Source organism: Propionispora sp. 2/2-37 (assembly GCF_001298735.1).
GTDB lineage: Bacteria > Bacillota > Negativicutes > Propionisporales > Propionisporaceae > Propionispora.
The window spans coordinates 50431-69241 of record NZ_CYSP01000003.1; the positions used below are offsets into that span (position 1 = coordinate 50431).

Sequence of the window (18811 nt, forward strand, 5' to 3'; positions counted from 1 at the left end):
TCTCTTTTATGTAAAGCTTCCTTCGCGCATGCTGATTTTATCAAGACACTGTATTGCCGTCATCACTGTTACCTGGGGCATCATGACCAGTTGTTCATATAGTTTGGTTGCTGCACCACCGGTAAAATCCCGTTCCTGGACAGAAGTATCCTCAATGACAATCAATTTTTTTGCCAGAAAAGCGGCTTGTAAGTTAGCCATATTTTCTTTCCCGTAACAAATATTGGCCAGTACTGTACACTCAGCCTCCATAATCTTAGCTTGGTTTTCACGGTCTGCTATTTCGTCGATAACGCGAAAGGACTGTCCCACTATCGCTGTCGCACAAAACGCCCGGGCTGTTTCCGTATCGGTATCTCCTTCCTGCAGCACACCACAGCTCACCTGATAACCATTTTCGGATAACACCCGGATAAAGGTACCACCTGTCCCGCCGCCGCCAATAACGTGAATGGTTCCCCTTTTACCGGCATCCTCCATCCCCCTGTAGATGTGAATGTCCAAACAGTCTGTAATTTTATTTAGGTAAACAGCCGAGTGCACGCCAAACGCCGTTGATAAATGCTCCGGAGTGACAACGGCTGCAGGCGTCCCGTCGGCAACGACCCGTCCTCCTGCCATAAGCAGTAAACGGGAGCAATATTTTGCCGCAGTTTTTATATCGTGAACTACCATAAGTACGGTTTTCCCTTCCCGGCAAATGGCCCGGCAATAGCGAAAAATTTCTTCCTGATAACCCAAATCAAGGCTCGCGGTCGGCTCATCAAGAAATACTACAGGAGTTTCCTGGGCCAGTACTTTCGCCAATAAAATACGTTGGCGTTCTCCGCCAGACACCTGAGTAACCTTTTTATCGGCCAAGGCGCCAACTCCGGTAAACTCCAAATATTTCCGGGCAATACGGTAATCCTCGCTTCCCTCGTTCTGCCACCACGATAAGTAAGGATACCTTCCGGTCAAAACCAGTTCTAAGACGGTATAGTCAAAGCCTATACGGACTTCCTGCTGCATATAAGCCATATGCCGGGCTTTTTCGTTCTCACTCATTTGATTCACCGGCCTGCCAAACACTGCGACTTGTCCTGCCGAAGCCGGAATTAAGCCGCGTAAGCTGCGCAGCAACGTACTTTTTCCGGCCCCATTGGCCCCGATAACACCAATGAACTCTCCTGCTGCAGCCTGAAAATGAATGTCCCGTAAAACCAACTGCTGCTGGAGCATCACGGCAAGATTTTCTACTGCTATGATTCTCCGGTTATCCTCAGTAATCACGACAGCTCTCCTTTTCTCTGCGCTTTATACAGCAAATATAGAAAATAAGGTGCACCGATTAATGCCGTCATAATGCCCACCCGTATTTCCAGCGGTTGTAAAATCAGACGCCCTAACGTATCGCAAAATACTAAAAACAGTCCGCCGGCTAACGCACAGGCGGGGATCAAAGCACGGTGTTCCGGCCCGATAATCAACCGCAGGATATGGGGTATTACCAATCCGACAAAACCGATAGTACCGGTGATGCACACCGCTGCCGCTGTAGTAAGCGAGGCGGCCAGCAGCAAGAAAAAGCGCAAGGTGTTTACCGGCATTCCGACAGAACGCGCTTCCTGTTCTCCCAGAATCAGAACATTCAGATGCCGGGCGACAAAACATAAGGAGATAATTCCGGCCATGACCGGCCCAACCGTCATATAAACATGTTCCCACCGCCGGTAATCCAGACCGCCGACCAACCAGAATAAAAATTCCCGGATGCGCTGCTCATTCATAAAGGTCAAAATCCCCGAAGTCATAGCCCCCAGCAGCATGCTCACCGCGACACCGGATAGCAGCAGCAGCATGACCGAAATTTTACCATGCCGCATCGTTAACCCGACAATCAACATAACCGCCAGCATAGCTCCGATCAGGGCAAAAAACGGCATATATAAGACGTTGTAGGCGGTAACACCCGTGGCAATGGCAATAACAGCTCCCAGCGAAGCTCCGCTGGAAACGCCAATAATACCCGGATCCGCCAGGGGATTGCTGAATATACCCTGCAGTACGGCACCGGACACGGCTAAAGCCGCTCCGGCCAAAAGGCCGGCCAGAACGCGCGGCAGGCGAATATGCCAAATAACCGCGGTCTGTTCCGGTGAAATACTGCTATTGGTGAGGCCGGCTATGTGCAGCTTCTGCCCAATAATCGCCATCACAGTTTCCGCGGGGACAGGTACTTGGCCTACTGCCAGAGACCATAACACAACAGCCGGCAAGAGTAGGGTCAATGATAAAAACAACATGCGTTTTCTGCTTTTATCGTTACTCATAATAGCCAGCCTTTCCCGGCTCCGTGTTCATATATTCCGGATGGGCGGCCCGCGCTATTGCTGCCACTCCCTGCACAATATATTGTGAAGTGCAGCTAAGGTAACGTTCCGGTACCGCAACCATTTGTCCGTTCCGTACCGCCTTTACACTTTGCAAGCCGGAATCGGAGGCAATCATCGCAGCATAGGACTGCCAGTCCGTTTTTCCAGAATAATCCCAGGCCGGCAGCAGCAGCACATCCGGATTGGCTGCTACCAACTGTTCCTTGGTCAGCACTTCATTTACCGTTAAACCAATATTGGCAGCACCGCTGGAAGCACGGGCATACCGGCAGATATCCTCAAAAATACTCCCCGTACCACCAACACCACCGGCCGCCGTCAACTGAACAACCACCTTTTCTTCCTTAGCGGTAAGCGGCTGTAATCTTGCCCTTATGCCGTCCAGTTGCTCCTGCATGCCGGCAACGAGTTCCGTCCCTTTCTGTTCTTCACCGACCACCTGGGCAATCAACAAAATGGTTTCTTTGATCTCAGCGATTGTTGACGGTGTTTTATAAACATAAACAGCAATCCCGGCCTCCCGCAAGACCTGTATCAGGTCAGGCGGCTGCCAGTCCGCGGCCAGCACCAGATCAGGCTGAAGGCCGATTACCGGTTCCACTTCCGCCCGCACTTTACGCGGAACTTGTTTTGCCTGTTCAGCGATATTGGAGATACCCGCATCGTCCGCCAAATACGTTAAAGCAAGAATCCGTTCCGCCGGCACCAGGCTCATGAGCATTTCATCCGTCCCCAGCGTCAAAGACACAATACGCCCCGGTTTATACGGCACTCTTACCACATGCCCCTGGCTGTCGGTGATCTCATGTGCTGCCGCTGTATCGGTCCGGTCATTTGGCGCACCACAACCACCAACTGCTATGGCAATCAGTATGGAGATCATCATTTCTAACAGTAGCCATCTTTTCATCGTCTTACCGTCTCACTCCCAGCGCCAGTTGCTGTGTGGTTACCTTGTCCATCCAGTCCTGCAACGAAAGCTGCATAAATTCATGGACCACATAATCAGGCCGTACACAATCAATAATCCGGCGAACTGCCGCCGAGGAAAACGGCCGATGTTCATCAAGACGTAAAACATGGTCCATTACCTCCTTCATACTGTAATCACGTTTGGCCCGGTTTGCTTTTTGCCTGCTTTCTTTGCTATACTGTCCCGACAGGGAACAATGCAAATGAATTCCCTTAATATACCGTTTGTAACTGCCAAGTTGTTCCACTGTTTGGATAATATAATCCACGCCTTCTTCCTCACTCTTTAATTCCGTATTGGTATTCATCAGATGCCCGGTATCCAGCATAAGACCGACCTGAGCGGGGGTTACATGTTCCAGCAGCCAGGCAACCAGTTCACTTTCCTGCAACGTTAATCCCGGCCACCATAAATTTTCAAACAGCAACATCATATCGTCCGGTATTTCATCGGCCAGCCGGTTGACTACTTCGGCTGCGGCCTCTACCACCTCCCGGTCACTCACACCAAAGCTTCCGCTAAACATTTCCGGAATGCGGGCATGGCTGACGTGAAAAACAAGATATTCCGCTCCCGTCGCTTTTGCCTGACGGATATTTTCACGGTAAACCTGCAACCAGTCTTCCCTCCGGAGTCCGCCATATGACTTTATGATCATCTCTTCGTTGCCAAAATGCTGTATAAGGGCAGGAAAATCCCCGCGCCAAAAATCCAGCCAGTAGGGCCAGAATTTAAGATGCACTCCCCGGACCCACTCCCGGCGATGAATCCGCCCATCCCACGGTCCGCAAAACATCATTTCCACCCCATCCAACCGGTGCTGTTCCAAAAACAACCGCAGGCAAGTGGCGCTATGATTGATTAACTCCAAATCCGAGCTGTAATTCGATAAGTTTACAAGATGTAACATAATTATTTCCTTAAAATTAAATTTGTAAAAGAAAATGCATTAAGCTTCCGGCTTCTCCTTTTTTATTCCGTTAAATCCCTAACTAAAATTGATACTGGATTCCAATCTGATAATTGCGCCCGGGGCTGGTGTACCATTCACCTGAACTGCCGCCATAATCGGATCTGGCATAAGACTGTTCTGCATAAAATTTATCAAACAGATTATTAACGCGCAAGAAGGTCTTTGTATTTTTGGCTATCTTGTAATTGACCGCCAAATCCCACACCCAGTATGTATTTTCAGGGAAATAACTGTCATAAGTATAACTGTTTTGCGGCCCCGGTTTATCAACTACACCGCGCCCTTGCAAATGAACATCATATTTGTCTTGCTGATAATCCACTCCGACATTCCAGTACCCTTTCGGAATATAACCATCTACATTTCGAGATCGTTCAACAGTGGAATCGACAGTCGTATGCGTATAGCCGACATAGGTATTCACTCGCTCTGTCAAACGTTTGTTTAGCTGGACATCCCAGCCATGGGCCTTTTCATCAAAATTAACATATTTGTACGAATTCATATCAAAACCTACAGCATTGCTGGAATCTCTTTTAAAAACATGAAATGCGGCGCTCAGCGTATTGCTCAGCTTATGATTTACACCAAACTCCAGGTTATCGCCCTCTTCTGCCCTTAAATTATAATTTCCATAAACATTGTTAAACACCTGATACGGTGTCGGTACTATAAAATATTTATTATAAGAAACATAATAATTGGTATCTTCATTGGCTTTATATCCTATATTCATATGTGGCGATGTATTCGATCCATATTGAGAACTATCATCGTAGCGCATTCCGGAAGTTAATTTCCACCGTTGATCAAAATTCCACTCATCCTGAATATAGTAGGCGGAATTACTTAGCTTCTTATTTTCACTGGAGACCACCTTATCCTGGGAATATTCAAAACCACCGACAATCGTATGTCTTTCAGTATACTTTTGTGTAAATTCGTCTTGCAGCCGCAAAGTTTTCACTTTTGTCCAGGATGTAGAAATTCCGTACCCAAAATAAGGATCTTGCGTCTGAAAGGTATTGTCATATACACCATTAAAAAAAGTCAGCCGGTTTTGTAGACTATCTGTTAATTGATTCGTATAAATCAGCTTCCAGTCGTAATTATCCATACTTCCCGGATTACGCTGATGCAAATAATGATTGGTACCCGAATACATATAATCTGATTGATACTGCTGATAATCAAAGGTTATATCAGACCTATCATTGATTATTTTGGTTAATTTAAAGGTGTTGGTTTCCGCATTGCGGTGTTCCGGAACGGTAGTGCCGTTAGCATCTTTATAGTCTCCCATGATATCTTTTTGACTGGTAATAAACCAGCTGTAATCACCGGATTTGCCTTGATTCATAAAAGAATAATTTTCTTTACCATAACTACCGCCGGTATAGGTCAACGTAGTTTTATTCTCCGTTGCCTTGCGGGTAATGATATGAATGACCCCGCCCTTGGCATTTGCACCATATAAGGCAGCGGCCGACCCTTTTAAAATTTCAATCCTTTCAACATTATCCAGGTTGCTGTACGCACTGGCGGCAAAATTCACTCCAGCAGCATCAACCCTGACACCATCAACCAGTACAACTATTTTATCAGAACCGTTAATGCGAAGCATATTCGACTGTTCATAACCAATACCGGTACCGAAATTATTAATCGTTACTCCGGGCACAGTCCGCAATGCTTCTGTTAAGTTGGAATAATGATTGTCCTCAATCTCACTACGGGAGATAATCGTCATATTAGCATTGGATTCAGAAAGTCTTACCGGTGTTTTTGTGGCGGTAACTACCAGCGGATCAAAGGAAAAAATCTCTTCCTGTTCCTCCGCAAGGGACGCACCCGAAAGTTCAAATAGCAACATACTGCCGATCAAAGTACAGAGTATCACTCTGCCCCGTAGTTCTCTTTTGAACATTTTTTATTTCTCCCCCTGTATCGTGTGTTGTCTTAAACAAAAAAGACCTTCCCCATAACAGGGAAGGCCTTTGCATGTCTGCTAAAACAAAGCCAATAAAAAGCCCGGCATACTATAGCCGGGGAAAATAAGATACTGCTTTGTTCCGTATCCAAAATCCCCTCCCCATCGCTCGTGGGTAAACAAACGGTGACTGTCAAACAGGCAGTTCTCCTGGCTCTGGATCATGGCTCGCTCAAACCTTCCCAGGATTTTCATCCCAGTGGCGTCACTTGAGTTTGCTCCCCAATACAGTGGCGGGACCGCGCCGGCTTTTAACCGGTCTTCCCTATTAAGCCCTAAACGGGCACCTGTCTCTAGCATATTCAGTTCGTACAATCTGTAACTTTCGTGTTAAAAATAGCACATTATAGCAAGAATGTCAAATACTTCTGTTGTGAAATACTGTATACTCCGGTTTGTATCCTCTTTTTAAAAGCGATAAATATATCCCAGTTTATAGGAACGTTCCATTGCATAATATTCAGAAGAACCATTCGTAGTGATATCTTTACGATTAAGCAGGTTGTCCACATCAAAAGTAAGCGTTTGATGCTTGGCCAATTCATAACCAATATGCAGGTTTACCGGCAACATAGCTTTCCGGCTGACAGGGGTACCTGAATCATCTTCAGCAATTCTGTCCCCGTAATACATGGCACTTAAAGCAGTCGTTACCGGGCCGTTTTGATAATTGACCGAACCGGTCAGCTGGATTCGTCCCATGGTGCGTATCCAGGGGTCCTCTGCAGTCGCCTGTTGCTTGGGATTGCCGTAGCTGCAGCCTAAAGAATAAGATACATGTTCTCCGGCTTTTTTGTCGTAGGACACCTCAATACCGGTATTGCGGAAACCGGCCATATTTTGTGCCTGACTTTTCCCTCCGCCAATTGCTTTCCAGTCAATTTGATCGGAAATATCCACATGAAATAACGCTACTTTTACCTGGGAACTATTATATTGTTTTTTGTAACCGATTTCATAGTTATAGCCCGTTTCCGGTTTCAGATCCGGATTAGAAACAAAATCACTTTCCTTGTCCTTGTATAACTGGGTAAACGTCGGCATACGGAATGATTTTCCGATATTTGTATACCAAGAGCTGTTGTCCGTAATTTTGGTCACCGTTTGCAACTGCGGCGAAAATGCATCAATATGCTGACCATCATCAGTATGTACCAAATCTTCACGGGCACCTAAAATAACCTTGGTCTTATCCGTAAGGTTTTTATCCCACTGTAGAAAGGCCGAATAATGATTGCGGGAATGATCTGTCATTGCTTTTGAACTTTCATAAGCTTCGTACTGGATATCCAGGCCGGAAACCCAGTTCGCGCCATGATGGTTCCAGTTTTTCTGGGTTGACAGCCCCCAGACATCATTTTTACTGCTTTCATTGGTAATGGTAGCCTTGACGCCTCCCGACGGATACTTATAGGCAGTTTTTTCATTATCCAGTGTCTGGTGATTCCAAAAAAGTTTGTTTAACCAATCTCCTTCTTTATACTCCAGCTGTAAAAAATGTTTGGTGTCGGTATAATCGCGGATTTCTTTGGTTGTCCTATCGGTATTCTTCTTATATAGCGGGTAGTCGGTACGACTGTACAGATAATTGATATTAACATGATCATTGAGCCGGTAACCCAATGACAGATTGTCTTTCTCACTATCACCATAGCCGGTTAGCGTCTTGGGAGCAATAATTCCTGTATCTTTGGGCCTGCTATAATCATAAATCATGCTCAGCTTGTCTTGTTGCAGCGTGATTCCATAAACCGGCCCCTCGCTGCCCGGAGAAAAGCGGACACTATTCTGGACGGTCTTTTTCGTAATAATATTGATAACACCGCCAAACGCTTCACTGCCATATAATACCGAACCGCTGCCCTTCAGTATTTCCACCCTTTCCACCTGGTCAAGCTGTATCTGATCCAAATAGTAATACCCGTTCAAATTGATCGGGACGCCGTTTAACAATACCAGGGTGCCCTTTTCCACTCCGCGGATCGCCAGCTTACTGGTCATGCTGCCGTTAGCCTGTCCGTAAGGCCCCATCGACTGGTACATCAGTCCATTGGTAAACTTCAAGGCATCTACTAAAGTATTGGCCCCCGTCCTTTTAAGTTGCTCCTGAGTATATACGGAAATGTCTGCCGGCGTTTCCAAATCGGTCGCCTCATAGCGCAAGGCCGTAACATTGACAGCCTCCAGTCTGAATTCCGGTTGCTCTTCTTGCCCAGCAGCCGCTGTCATCGGTGTTGCCAGCCAACACCCTGCCAGTAAAATCAAAATATCCTGCTTCCATTTTCTCATGTTTTCTCTCCCTGATTTATGATAGTTACCTGTCTGACGTTACCAGGTACTCTATAAGAAAATTCCTGTTTCAGAACGGTGAATCACCTCCTTTACACTAAATACGTCTGCCCTAAATCCGGCGTCAATACCGCTTTTATCAAGAAAAATCTCCGGCTCACGGCAGGAGATAAGGCTTTCATTGAACGATCCGCTATCTGCCCAAAATTCTTTTTGCAACTATGCCCGCAAATAGGATTTTCCCAGTGCATCGGCAGCCAGAATGGCACTGTATACACTGTCCACCGTCACGGCAAACGGCTCATTATGGATCATCTCACCATCAGCACAGGCCACTTCCACGACCTGGTATATTTCATCCTCAGAAAAAAACCGGATACCGACCTGTGCCAGTGTAACCGGCAAACCGACCTGGATACAAGAAGATCACTGTTTCGATTTCCTGCTCGCTGCGATTTTCCAGAATCAGTTGTACCAGTGTCTCAAAGGGTGGTTCCTTACCAGCAAAAAACGGGTTCCCCTTATACCAGTCTTTTTCGTCATGACAAGACTGATCATAAGAGAAACCCGTTTATCATAACTCCGGCAGTACCCTGCCGGAGCGACATCCAGACACTCCAATAATCCCCTTCCTGTCACGCGCAGGTCAAAACGGCGATTGTTAAACAGGCAGTTCTCCTGGCTCCGGATCATCATGTACTCAAACCTTCCCGGGATTTATCCCAGTGGCATATCATGAGCTTATTCCCCGTTACAGTGGCGGGACCGCGCCGGCTTTTAACCGGACTTCCCTATTAAGCCCCTAAGGGCACCCGTCTCGCTATATTCTATTCATGTTTTATATTTCAATCCGGCTACAGAACACAACCCTCCCCGGGTTATACAGGGAGGGTTGTGTTCTGTCCATCAAAATTAAAATCCCGGCATTACTATACCGGGAAGGATGGATTGTTCTAAATAAATCCCCTCCCCATCGCTCGTGGGTGAAAAACGGTGACTGTCAAACAGGCAGTTCTCCTGGCTCCAGATCATCGCTCGTCCAAACCTTCCCGGAACTTTCCGTCCCAGTGGCATACCTTGGATTCGCTCCCTGTTACAGTGGCGGGACCGCGCCGGTTTTTCACCGGTCTTCCCTATTAAGCCTCTAAAGGCACCTGTCTCATATATTGCCGAATATACATCATTTGATTTTTCTTTGAATCTCCTTTAATCATACTCTTCCTCAAAGAAATTGTCAATAAAAGGAAAACACAATAATTCTCAAACGAATCAAACAAATAAATAGACGGACACCGGCATTTATGGTTGCTTGCCGACGCAAAGCAGACTAAAAAAAGGGTTCTTTTATAATTAACCTGTACAGCCGTAAAAGTTGATTATAAAAGAAACCTAACAGCGGAGGGACTGCACCAGTCTTTCGCTCTTCCCTATTAAGCCCCGTAGGGCACCTATCCCTCTGTATGTTATTGTGATTTAAAACTTCCTTTTCAAGATACCATTTGATGATTGAAGTCATTCTTTTAATCAGCCGGCAGTTAATCCACCGTCCACCGGCCACAACGCACCGGTAACAAAAGAGGCTTCATAAGAGGCCAAAAAACAGATCACCCTAGCCACTTCCTCCGGCAAAGCCATTCTTCCCAAGGGATAAATACTGTTCATATCCTTGATGGCTCTCTCCCGGTCCATGACACGCTCCAACTGCCTGTCCAACATCGGTGTATGCACATCACCGGGGCATACCGCATTCACCCGGATACCGTACGGAGCCAGTTCCAACGCCAATGCTTTGGTAAACGTATTAATTGCGCCTTTAGCGGCGCAATATGCCGTACAAAGCCAGTTCCCCTGAAGTCCGGCATCGGAGGATATATTCACAATCGCCCCTTGATCTGCTTTTTTTAATTCAGGTATAGCAAATTTGGAAACAAAATACGTGCCTTTCACATTGACATTCATGACGTACTCGTACTCGTCTTCCGTGATCTCGTCAATCGCTTTCTCCATATATGTACCGGCGCAATTAATGACAGTGGTAATACTGCCAAACTGCCGGACCGTTTCTTCAACACATTTCCGGCACTCTTCAATTTTAGCAATATCAGCCTGGATATAGCTAGTCTGACGGAAAAATCTCCCGAGTGTTTCCAACGCTTCCATACCTCTTGTTTCGTTGCGTCCCACCAAAGCAACTTTTGCCCCTTGTTCCAGAAATAATTTGGCGGTTGCCAAGCCAATTCCCGATGTTCCCCCTGTAATTAAAACCGTTTTTTCTCTAAACATCTATTATGACGCTCCTTATTTGTCTGTACTTCTTTATTGTACCATGTTTATCCTGAGAAGATAACAGCTTCCGCATCCTGTTTTATTCACACCAAAAAAAACGCCGGTTGCCGGTTTTGAGCCGGAAACGGCGCTCTTTTATTTATTATTCAATAACAGGGATCGACGGTGCATCGGCACTTCTTTGGGTCAGTTCACCGCTGATAGCATCTTTTACGTGTTGAACATAAATATCCTGGATGGCTGCGTTTTCACCTAAGCCATGAAGATAGGTATCCACCTTGTAACCGGCTGCAAGCAATTGCGACTTGAACGAATCGCTTTCATCTCCTGCCATATCGTTATTGGCATGATCACCGGCTACCACCATTAACGGCATTAACGTAACTTTCTTGATTTTATTGGCTTTCAAGGTTTCCAATAAATTCTCAAAGCTGGGATAGCCCTCCACTGTAAATACAAAGGCATTGTTGAGACCGGCGTCTTTTATTTTCATCTGCAAAGCGGCATAGGCGGCATTGGAGGGATGTACTCCGCCATGGCCCATAAAGACAACAGCTTCGTTGCGGTCGATTTTAGGAAATTGCTTTTGCAATGCTTTGATGGCAATCATATAATCGTCCGGTTTTTCCTCCTGGCCTACATAATACAATATGGGACGGCCTAAGGCAATTTTATCGAAGGCTTTTGTTCCTTGATACGATTCAACTACCTTGCGCACCTTGTCATATTCATCGCCGGCTTCCATATGCAGCGGCTGTACAATAACCTCTTTATACCCGTCCGCCTGCAGTTTTGCCAACGCTTGCTTTTCCGTATCATATTTAATGCCTTCATTCTCCTGTACCCGTTTAATAATAATACGGGAAGTAAACGCCTGACGAACTTCATAATCCGGGAAAGTTGTGCGTATCTTTTCCGTAACACTGTCTATTGTCGCTTTACGGGTATCCGGGAAGGTTGTCCCGAAACTGACCACCAAAATCGCTTTCTTGGCAGCATTTGCCTCCGCTGCGTACGTCACCGGGGAAAAAGCTGCAAATCCCATACACAGCGTCATAACAAACACCGCTAGAATCATGAGTACCCTTTTTCTAACCATTCAATCCACTCCTTAACATTTTTATTAAAACACCTTTAGTTAGTGTTTTTAACAACATTATGCCCTGCAAAAGCTGCAATCGCATCCTGCAAATGCTGTATATATAAGTCCTGAATAAAAGTGTTTTCTCCCAGGCCATGAACATAAGAACGGACCTGGAACCCTGCTGCCGTCAGCTGAGATTGCGCCGAATCTTCGTCCGGACCGGTCATATCGTTAAGCGCATGGTCACCGGCCAGCAGCATAAATGGCATCAGCAATACTTTGCTGAAAGATTTCTCTTTTAGTTTAGCCATAACCCGCTGCAGGGAAGGCGCACCTTCCACTGTGTAAACAAAAATATGATTATATCCGGCTTCCTCAAATTTCCGCTGCAGCAACGCATAAGCGGCATTGGCCGGGTGTTGCCCGCCGTGTCCCATAAAGACGACAGCCTCTTTTTCCTCCAGGTCAGGAACCTGCTTGCAGGCAGCCGCAATAGCTGTCAAATAATCGTCCCGAGTTTCTCCCTGTCCTGTGTTCGCTAAAAGCGGCCGGCCCAAGGCTATTTTTTTAAAAACCGGGCAGTCCATACGGGTATATTCACTTACCAGCTGATTAATCTTATCGTATTCCGCACCCGGTACCACATGCAGCGGCTGAATATATACTTCACTATAGCCATCTTTCTGCAGGCGAAGCAAGGCCTCCCTTTCATTATCAATATTAAATCCATCCCGTTTACTTAAAATACGGATAACCGTTCGGGAAGTAAACGCCCGGCGAACTTCATATGTGGCAAACACTTCTTTAATTCTTTGTTCAATAGCTTCAATGCTAACCTTTAATGCCTCCGGATAAGTTGTTCCAAAGCTAATCACCAGAATGGCTTTTTTCTCAGCTTTATCGTTTATCCTATGATCTGCCAAAACCTTCCCCACTTTCTAATGCGCTATTTTCAAATACTATTTTTTCAGATAGCGTAATCATTCACCGGCTGCCTGTAAAATCCTATATCCGGGTGCAACCAACCGCCGGCTATTTTACCTCAAAAGCGTGAATGAGCTGTTTCACTGCCATAGTTGCCGAAAGCCGCCCCTCAATCACATCTTTTTCAATTGCGGCCTTATTAACTAATACATTCGGATGCTGAAAAAACAAATTATGCAAATGCTCCTCCACCATGGAATATACCCAGGAAATGGTTTGCGCCTTACGCCGCTGGTTGAACACTCCCGATTTTTTCATTTTTTCCTGAAATTCGGTAATAACAAACCAAATATCGGCAATTCCCGTCCCGCTTAGTGCCGAACAGGTATAGGCCTTGGTTTGCCACCCTTCGGTAGCCGGGCGCAGATAGTGAAGAATACGGTCATAATCTACTCTGGCTGCCATGGCCCGGCGCATATTATCCCCATCGGCTTTGTTAATCAAAATGGCATCCGCCAGTTCCATAACCCCTTTTTTCATTCCCTGCAATTCATCCCCGGCTCCGGTTAAAACCACCAGCAAAAAGAAATCCACCATAGACCGTACGGAAATCTCACTTTGCCCGACGCCGACCGTTTCTACCAGTATCACATCATATCCTGCAGCCTCACAAAGAAGCAGTGTCTCACGGCTCTTACGGGTCACCCCGCCAAGCGTACCTCCTGACGGGGATGGCCGGATAAATGCTCCCGGCTCTTTAGAAAGCTTTTCCATGCGGGTTTTATCGCCCAAAATACTGCCTTTGGTCACACTGCTGCTGGGATCAACAGCCAATACAGCCACCTTATGCCCACTGTCGCACAGCATGCAGCCGAGTGCTTCAATAAACGTACTCTTGCCGGCACCGGGAACCCCGGTAATCCCCACACGCAGAGAGTTGCCTGCAAAAGACAGAAGCTGTTGCAGTACTTGTTGTGCCATATCCATATGCGCCGGTGCATTGCTCTCAATTAATGTGATCGCCCTTGACAATACGACCCGGTCGCCTGCCAAAACGCCCTGCACATAGTCTTCCACACCCAGTTTCTTTCTCTTGCTGGCATCGGCCGGTTTTGCCGCACCGGTAATGATTCCCGGCATGCCGTCATGGCCTCCGGCAACGCCGGTCATCACCCGGCAGGCAAATTCACTGCCGGCATTTTTCGGTGCCCAGTCCGGCTTATAGGTACTCATATTATGCCTCTTCCCAGGCCAAACGTCGCATTAATTCTTCCAACACTTTTCTTGCTGCCACCGGGATGACGGTTCCCGGACCAAAAATGGCAGCCGCGCCATGTTCTTTTAAATATTCATAATCCTGCGCCGGGATAACTCCGCCGGCCACAACCATGATATCTTCCCGTCCGCGTTTTTTTAGTTCTTCCACCAACTGTGGCAAAAGTGTCTTATGTCCGGCCGCCAATGAACTCATGCCCACAACATGGACATCATTATCTACTGCGTCCTGCGCGGTTTCCTCCGGCGTTTGAAAGAGCGGTCCGATATCCACATCAAATCCCAGATCGGCAAAAGCCGTGGCAATGACTTTCGCTCCACGGTCATGACCGTCCTGCCCCATCTTGGCGATCATAATTCTGGGCCGGCGACCTTCTTTTGCTTCAAATTCATCCGTCATTTTCCGTACTTCGGCAATCTCATCCTCATCAGCAAATTCACTGCTGTATACGCCTGATATCGATCGAATCACCGCCTTATGCCGTCCGCAGACTTTTTCCACCGCATAGGAGATTTCCCCCAGACTGGCTCTGGCTCTTGTGGCTTTTATTGCCAGATCCAGCAAATTTCCCTCACCGGTCTCCACTGCATTGGTAATCGCTTCCAGGCAAGACTGTACCTTGTCTTCGTCACGGTTGGCCCGCAACGTTTCCAGCCGTTTAAGTTGGGCTTGCCGTACCGCCGTATTATCGACTTCCAGAATATCCAGCGGATCTTCCTTCTCCAACCGGAAGCGATTGACACCAACAATCATTTCCTTCCCGGAATCAATATGGGCCTGCCGTCTGGCAGCAGCTTCTTCAATACGCATTTTCGGCAAACCGGTATCAATGGCCTTAGCCATACCGCCAAGCTCCTCTACCTCCTGGATATGCGCCCAGGCGCGGCGGGCTAATTCGTCGGTCAATGCTTCCACATAATAAGAACCGCCCCAGGGGTCAATCACCTTGCAAATCTGCGTTTCGTCCTGTAAATATAATTGCGTATTCCGGGCAATCCGGGCCGAAAAATCGGTCGGCAGAGCAATGGCTTCATCAAGCGCATTGGTATGCAAAGACTGGGTATGTCCTAAAGCCGCCGCCATCGCTTCAATGCAGGTACGTACTATATTATTAAAGGGATCCTGTTCGGTCAGACTCCAGCCGGAAGTCTGCGAATGAGTCCTGAGGGCCATGGATTTCGGATTCTTCGGACCAAACTGTTTAATGATTTTAGCCCACAATAAACGTCCGGCCCTCATTTTTGCCACTTCCATAAAGTAATTTTTGCCCATAGCCCAGAAAAAAGACAACCGCGGCGCAAAGGCATCGATATTCAGGCCGGCATTAACACCTGTCCGTATATATTCCAGCCCATCGGCCAGTGTGTATCCCAGCTCGATATCGGCGGTAGCTCCGGCTTCCTGCATATGATAACCGGAAATACTGATACTGTTAAACTTCGGCATAAATTGCGAGGTATAAGCAAAAATATCGCCGATAATCCGCATGGAAGCCGCCGGAGGGTAAATATACGTATTACGAACCATAAATTCTTTTAAAATGTCATTTTGAATTGTGCCGGAAAGCACTTCCTGCTTAACTCCCTGCTCTTCAGCCGCTACAATATAAAAAGCCATAACCGGCAAGACGGCGCCATTCATTGTCATCGAAACCGACATTTTATCCAGGGGGATACCGGAAAACAAAATTTCCATATCCAAAATGGAATCGACCGCAACACCGGCCTTGCCGACGTCGCCGACAACCCGCGGATGATCGGAATCATAGCCGCGATGTGTGGCGAGGTCAAAGGCAATAGAAAGGCCCTTCTGCCCGGCAGCCAGATTCCGGCGGTAAAAAGCATTACTTTCTTCCGCTGTGGAAAAACCGGCATACTGGCGCACCGTCCAGGGGCGCGTTACATACATAGTCGGATATGGCCCGCGCAGAAACGGCGGAATCCCGGCCATGTATTCCAGGTGATTCATGCCCTGTAAATCCTCGGCCGTATATAGCGGCTTCACATCAATCTGCTCCATGGACCGCCAGTATAATTCTTCAAAACTCTTTCCGTTCTTCTTTTGCAGTTGTTGTTTCCATTCGGCGACATCAGCGGGCCGGTCTTCTTTTTTCAACGGCATATTGGTAAAATCAGGTTTACGGTACATCAGGCAATCCCCCCTGCTGTTTGCAGCCAGCTTAGTATCTTGTAACAATTAGCCCGTATATGAATGAACTCGTCAACACCCGCTTCGCGATAGGCAGGTTCATATTCGGGCGCCGGTGCGCCCGCCAGAATGACAATCATCTCCGGCTTTTCGCTTTTCAGCTTTTTAGCTAGAGGCGGGACCAGTTCCGGATACGTATCATCGGTCGAGCAAATAACCGTCACCTGCGCTCCGGATGCCAAAGCTGCCGCGGCGGCACTATCCACGTCAGGAAATCCGTCGTTTTTCAGCACCTCAAAACCGCCTACTTCAACAAATCCCGTAGAAAAATCAGCACGGGCTTTATGCTGCGGTATAGGTCCCATATTGGCCAGGAATATTTTCAAATTATTTCCGGTCTTGGCTTTATAATCATCAGTTTTTTGGCGTAAAGCCTCAAATTGTTCGGTAAACCGGTGTTTGCCGATAGATTTAATCTCCGCCTCCGGGAACTCGTCCTGACGGATGGCTTCCGTTACCTGTCCTATCGTGGCGCCGCCGGAAAATGCCTCTAATGCAGCTGCAAGCAATTCTCCCGGCTCTTTACTCATGGAATCGGTTACTATTTTCAGTTTTTCCGCGCAATATACCTGATCAATGTCCCGGCAGTATTCTGTAACCTGCCGGGTATGCTTGCCGCGGATACTCTCCGTATCGATTGCCGTAACTTCCAGCAGCTTTTCCCGGGTATTGGCATACATATTAATGCCCACTGCCCGGTCAGCCCGTTTGGCAAGCTGACCAAAGCGCTTCTCCAGGACTTCCTGTACGGCCTGCTGCGGCAGCCCCTGCCTTAAAGCTTTCAAAAGCCCTCCGGAACTTTCGGTCTCCTGCAATAAATTCCATACTTTCTCCGCAATCTCCTGTGTCAGGGTCTCGATATACCAGGAACCGCCGGCTGGATCGACTGGCTGCCGCAAATTGCATTCGTTTTGCAAAATGATCTGTGTGTTCCGGGCGATACGGCGGGAAAACTCGTCTCCCATCCGCAAAGCCTCATCAAAGCATCCCACATGCAGGCTGTCCACTCCGCCGACCACCCCGGAAAAAGCCTCGGTAGTTGTTCTCAGTATATTGACATAAGGATCATAAACCGACTTCGTAAACTGGGACGTCCGGGCATGCACATTCATTTTTTGCGCTTCTTTATCCCCGCCAAAGCTTTCCACAATCTGGGCCCATACCATTCTGGCGGCTCGCATTTTAGCAATTTCCATAAAAAAATTGGCACCGAGTGAAAAACTAAAACGCATCCGCTTGGCGCTGCGGTTACAATCTATGCCCCTGATCTGCAGGGCACGGATATATTCTATGGCCGTAGCCAGCGCATAGGTTATTTCCTGTATGTCGCTGGCACCGCCATTATGATATGTCTGTCCCGAAATTAAAATGGTTCTAAGCTTCGGCATCTCAGCTTCTGCCCATTGCAAGGCTTGAGTCATTTCATCAAACAACGCATCCAGCGAACAAGGAAGTGTCCCATTTTGCACATACGTGCCTACCGGATCGGCACCTATACATCCCGACAAACCGGAAAATGAGCGGCCATTGGCTTTCAGCATGGCACATACCATGGCTAAGATCATCGTACTGGAAGCACCGGTAGCCATATGCAGATCATAGAGGGTTAAATCAATTCCCGCGAAGGCCTCGTCGGCATCCTGAATGGTTGTCAGCAGCAAACCATCGACTTCCGGTGCTGCATCTCTGCCTTCCTTTGTTGCCGTATCCAGGACAACATTGATACCGGTTGATCCCTTCTCCAGTTCATGTTTTAGCAGGGTATTAAACTGTTCCGGCAAAAACTCGTCGCATTCCTGAGAAATCAGCCAGGGTTCGGTTATATATCCATCAACTCTGGTTCCCCGTAGATAATTTCCTGTACCGGGCAAAGCAGGGGAGTCTCCTACCGCTTTGACATGCTCTCTGGTATAAATCGGCTGAAGCATGATATTTTCATATGTTTTTGTTAACAGCTTCTTTTCAAAAACACCGCCTTTTAATGAGGTAACGGCTTCCTGTTTCCACTGTTCATATTCCGGAATGGAAAATTCGTCAAACGTTACCTTAGGCAGGACTTCCTGTTCACTTTTACTCTCCATGGCCATCGTATAAAATCCTTTCTTTTGTTCAATTTTTCACATCCCTGGCAATACGGTACTGATCACTCCTTTAGTCATAAAAAATCCTATCAAAAGATGGAAATGCTGCTACAACCAAGTATGGAAAGGAAGCGCACCGGTTAGTGCCGTATTACGCTTCCCAGTAGAAAAAGGGAATCCGTTTGCACGGATCGACCGGCTGCCGGTCAAAAAATAAATAAAATAATAGTGAGTTGAACAGTTTTATATGTCACCACTCCGCAGCCTAAACGAAGTGTCACATATCAAAAAAAGAATCCCCCGGCCAGCGAGAGATTCGAAAACAGACAATAACATGGCATCATAATAGAAA

The 18811-nt window shown here is 47.2% G+C and carries 13 protein-coding genes and 3 riboswitches; all 13 genes read right to left on the reverse strand.

Going from position 1 to position 18811, the window contains the following annotated elements; genetic code table 11:
* Positions 1 to 6 precede the first annotated feature (6 nt).
* The 13 genes from P22_RS03645 to P22_RS03710 all read right to left on the reverse strand — a co-directional run bounded on the left by P22_RS03645 (position 7) and on the right by P22_RS03710 (position 18465).
* Positions 7 to 1272, reverse strand: a complete 1266-nt coding sequence (locus P22_RS03645) for an ABC transporter ATP-binding protein (RefSeq protein WP_235814544.1) — start codon at positions 1270 to 1272, stop codon at positions 7 to 9.
* Positions 1269 to 2312 carry a FecCD family ABC transporter permease gene (locus P22_RS03650; protein WP_054258868.1) on the reverse strand — a complete coding sequence of 348 codons (1044 nt, stop codon included), beginning with the start codon at positions 2310 to 2312 and terminating at the stop codon, positions 1269 to 1271. The genes P22_RS03645 and P22_RS03650 overlap by 4 nt, the downstream gene beginning before the upstream one ends.
* Positions 2305 to 3285: an ABC transporter substrate-binding protein gene (locus tag P22_RS03655; protein WP_054258869.1), complete on the reverse strand. Its 981-nt coding sequence runs from the start codon at positions 3283 to 3285 to the stop codon at positions 2305 to 2307. The genes P22_RS03650 and P22_RS03655 overlap by 8 nt, the downstream gene beginning before the upstream one ends.
* Positions 3286 to 3289: 4 nt before the next feature.
* Complete coding sequence (locus P22_RS03660; RefSeq protein WP_054258870.1) at positions 3290 to 4258, reverse strand: TIM barrel protein; 969 nt, start codon at positions 4256 to 4258, stop codon at positions 3290 to 3292.
* Between the two features lie 82 nt (positions 4259 to 4340).
* On the reverse strand, positions 4341 to 6248 hold the full coding sequence (locus P22_RS03665; protein ID WP_054258871.1) for a TonB-dependent receptor plug domain-containing protein: 1908 nt from the start codon (positions 6246 to 6248) through the stop codon (positions 4341 to 4343).
* A gap of 185 nt (positions 6249 to 6433) precedes the next feature.
* Positions 6434 to 6617, reverse strand: a riboswitch (cobalamin riboswitch).
* A gap of 102 nt (positions 6618 to 6719) precedes the next feature.
* On the reverse strand, positions 6720 to 8600 hold the full coding sequence (locus P22_RS03675; protein WP_054258873.1) for a TonB-dependent receptor plug domain-containing protein: 1881 nt from the start codon (positions 8598 to 8600) through the stop codon (positions 6720 to 6722).
* Positions 8601 to 8819: 219 nt separating this feature from the next.
* Positions 8820 to 9005, reverse strand: a complete 186-nt coding sequence (locus tag P22_RS03680; RefSeq protein ID WP_054258874.1) for a hypothetical protein — start codon at positions 9003 to 9005, stop codon at positions 8820 to 8822.
* Between the two features lie 245 nt (positions 9006 to 9250).
* A riboswitch (cobalamin riboswitch) is annotated at positions 9251 to 9431 on the reverse strand.
* 158 nt (positions 9432 to 9589) lie between these two features.
* Positions 9590 to 9773, reverse strand: a riboswitch (cobalamin riboswitch).
* A 351-nt stretch (positions 9774 to 10124) separates the two neighbouring features.
* Positions 10125 to 10883 carry an SDR family NAD(P)-dependent oxidoreductase gene (locus P22_RS03685; protein WP_054258875.1) on the reverse strand — a complete coding sequence of 253 codons (759 nt, stop codon included), beginning with the start codon at positions 10881 to 10883 and terminating at the stop codon, positions 10125 to 10127.
* A gap of 145 nt (positions 10884 to 11028) precedes the next feature.
* On the reverse strand, positions 11029 to 11931 hold the full coding sequence (locus P22_RS03690) for a sirohydrochlorin cobaltochelatase (RefSeq protein ID WP_054259075.1): 903 nt from the start codon (positions 11929 to 11931) through the stop codon (positions 11029 to 11031).
* Positions 11932 to 12020: 89 nt separating this feature from the next.
* The gene (locus tag P22_RS03695; protein ID WP_235814545.1) at positions 12021 to 12893 is read right to left on the reverse strand and encodes a sirohydrochlorin cobaltochelatase; all 873 of its coding nucleotides are present in this window, start codon (positions 12891 to 12893) and stop codon (positions 12021 to 12023) included.
* Positions 12894 to 13002: 109 nt separating this feature from the next.
* On the reverse strand, positions 13003 to 14127 hold the full coding sequence (gene meaB / locus P22_RS03700; RefSeq protein ID WP_054258876.1) for a methylmalonyl Co-A mutase-associated GTPase MeaB: 1125 nt from the start codon (positions 14125 to 14127) through the stop codon (positions 13003 to 13005).
* Position 14128: 1 nt separating this feature from the next.
* Positions 14129 to 16318 (reverse strand): methylmalonyl-CoA mutase, encoded by a 2190-nt coding sequence (gene scpA, locus P22_RS03705; RefSeq protein ID WP_054258877.1) that lies wholly within the window; start codon positions 16316 to 16318, stop codon positions 14129 to 14131.
* The gene (locus P22_RS03710; RefSeq protein ID WP_156318843.1) at positions 16318 to 18465 is read right to left on the reverse strand and encodes a methylmalonyl-CoA mutase family protein; all 2148 of its coding nucleotides are present in this window, start codon (positions 18463 to 18465) and stop codon (positions 16318 to 16320) included. The genes scpA and P22_RS03710 overlap by 1 nt, the downstream gene beginning before the upstream one ends.
* Positions 18466 to 18811 lie beyond the last annotated feature (346 nt).

Bases quoted from the DNA above. Each gene is read 5' to 3' on its own strand.
- P22_RS03650 (WP_054258868.1), bottom strand. From the start codon at position 2,312: ATGAGTAACGATAAAAGCAGAAAACGCATGTTGTTTTTATCATTGACC.
- P22_RS03655 (WP_054258869.1), bottom strand. From the start codon at position 3,285: ATGAAAAGATGGCTACTGTTAGAAATGATGATCTCCATACTGATTGCC.
- P22_RS03660 (WP_054258870.1), bottom strand. From the start codon at position 4,258: ATGTTACATCTTGTAAACTTATCGAATTACAGCTCGGATTTGGAGTTA.
- P22_RS03665 (WP_054258871.1), bottom strand. From the start codon at position 6,248: ATGTTCAAAAGAGAACTACGGGGCAGAGTGATACTCTGTACTTTGATC.
- P22_RS03675 (WP_054258873.1), bottom strand. From the start codon at position 8,600: ATGAGAAAATGGAAGCAGGATATTTTGATTTTACTGGCAGGGTGTTGG.
- P22_RS03685 (WP_054258875.1), bottom strand. From the start codon at position 10,883: ATGTTTAGAGAAAAAACGGTTTTAATTACAGGGGGAACATCGGGAATT.
- P22_RS03690 (WP_054259075.1), bottom strand. From the start codon at position 11,931: ATGGGATTTGCAGCTTTTTCCCCGGTGACGTACGCAGCGGAGGCAAAT.
- meaB (WP_054258876.1), bottom strand. From the start codon at position 14,127: ATGAGTACCTATAAGCCGGACTGGGCACCGAAAAATGCCGGCAGTGAA.
- scpA (WP_054258877.1), bottom strand. From the start codon at position 16,318: ATGTACCGTAAACCTGATTTTACCAATATGCCGTTGAAAAAAGAAGAC.
- P22_RS03710 (WP_156318843.1), bottom strand. From the start codon at position 18,465: ATGGCCATGGAGAGTAAAAGTGAACAGGAAGTCCTGCCTAAGGTAACG.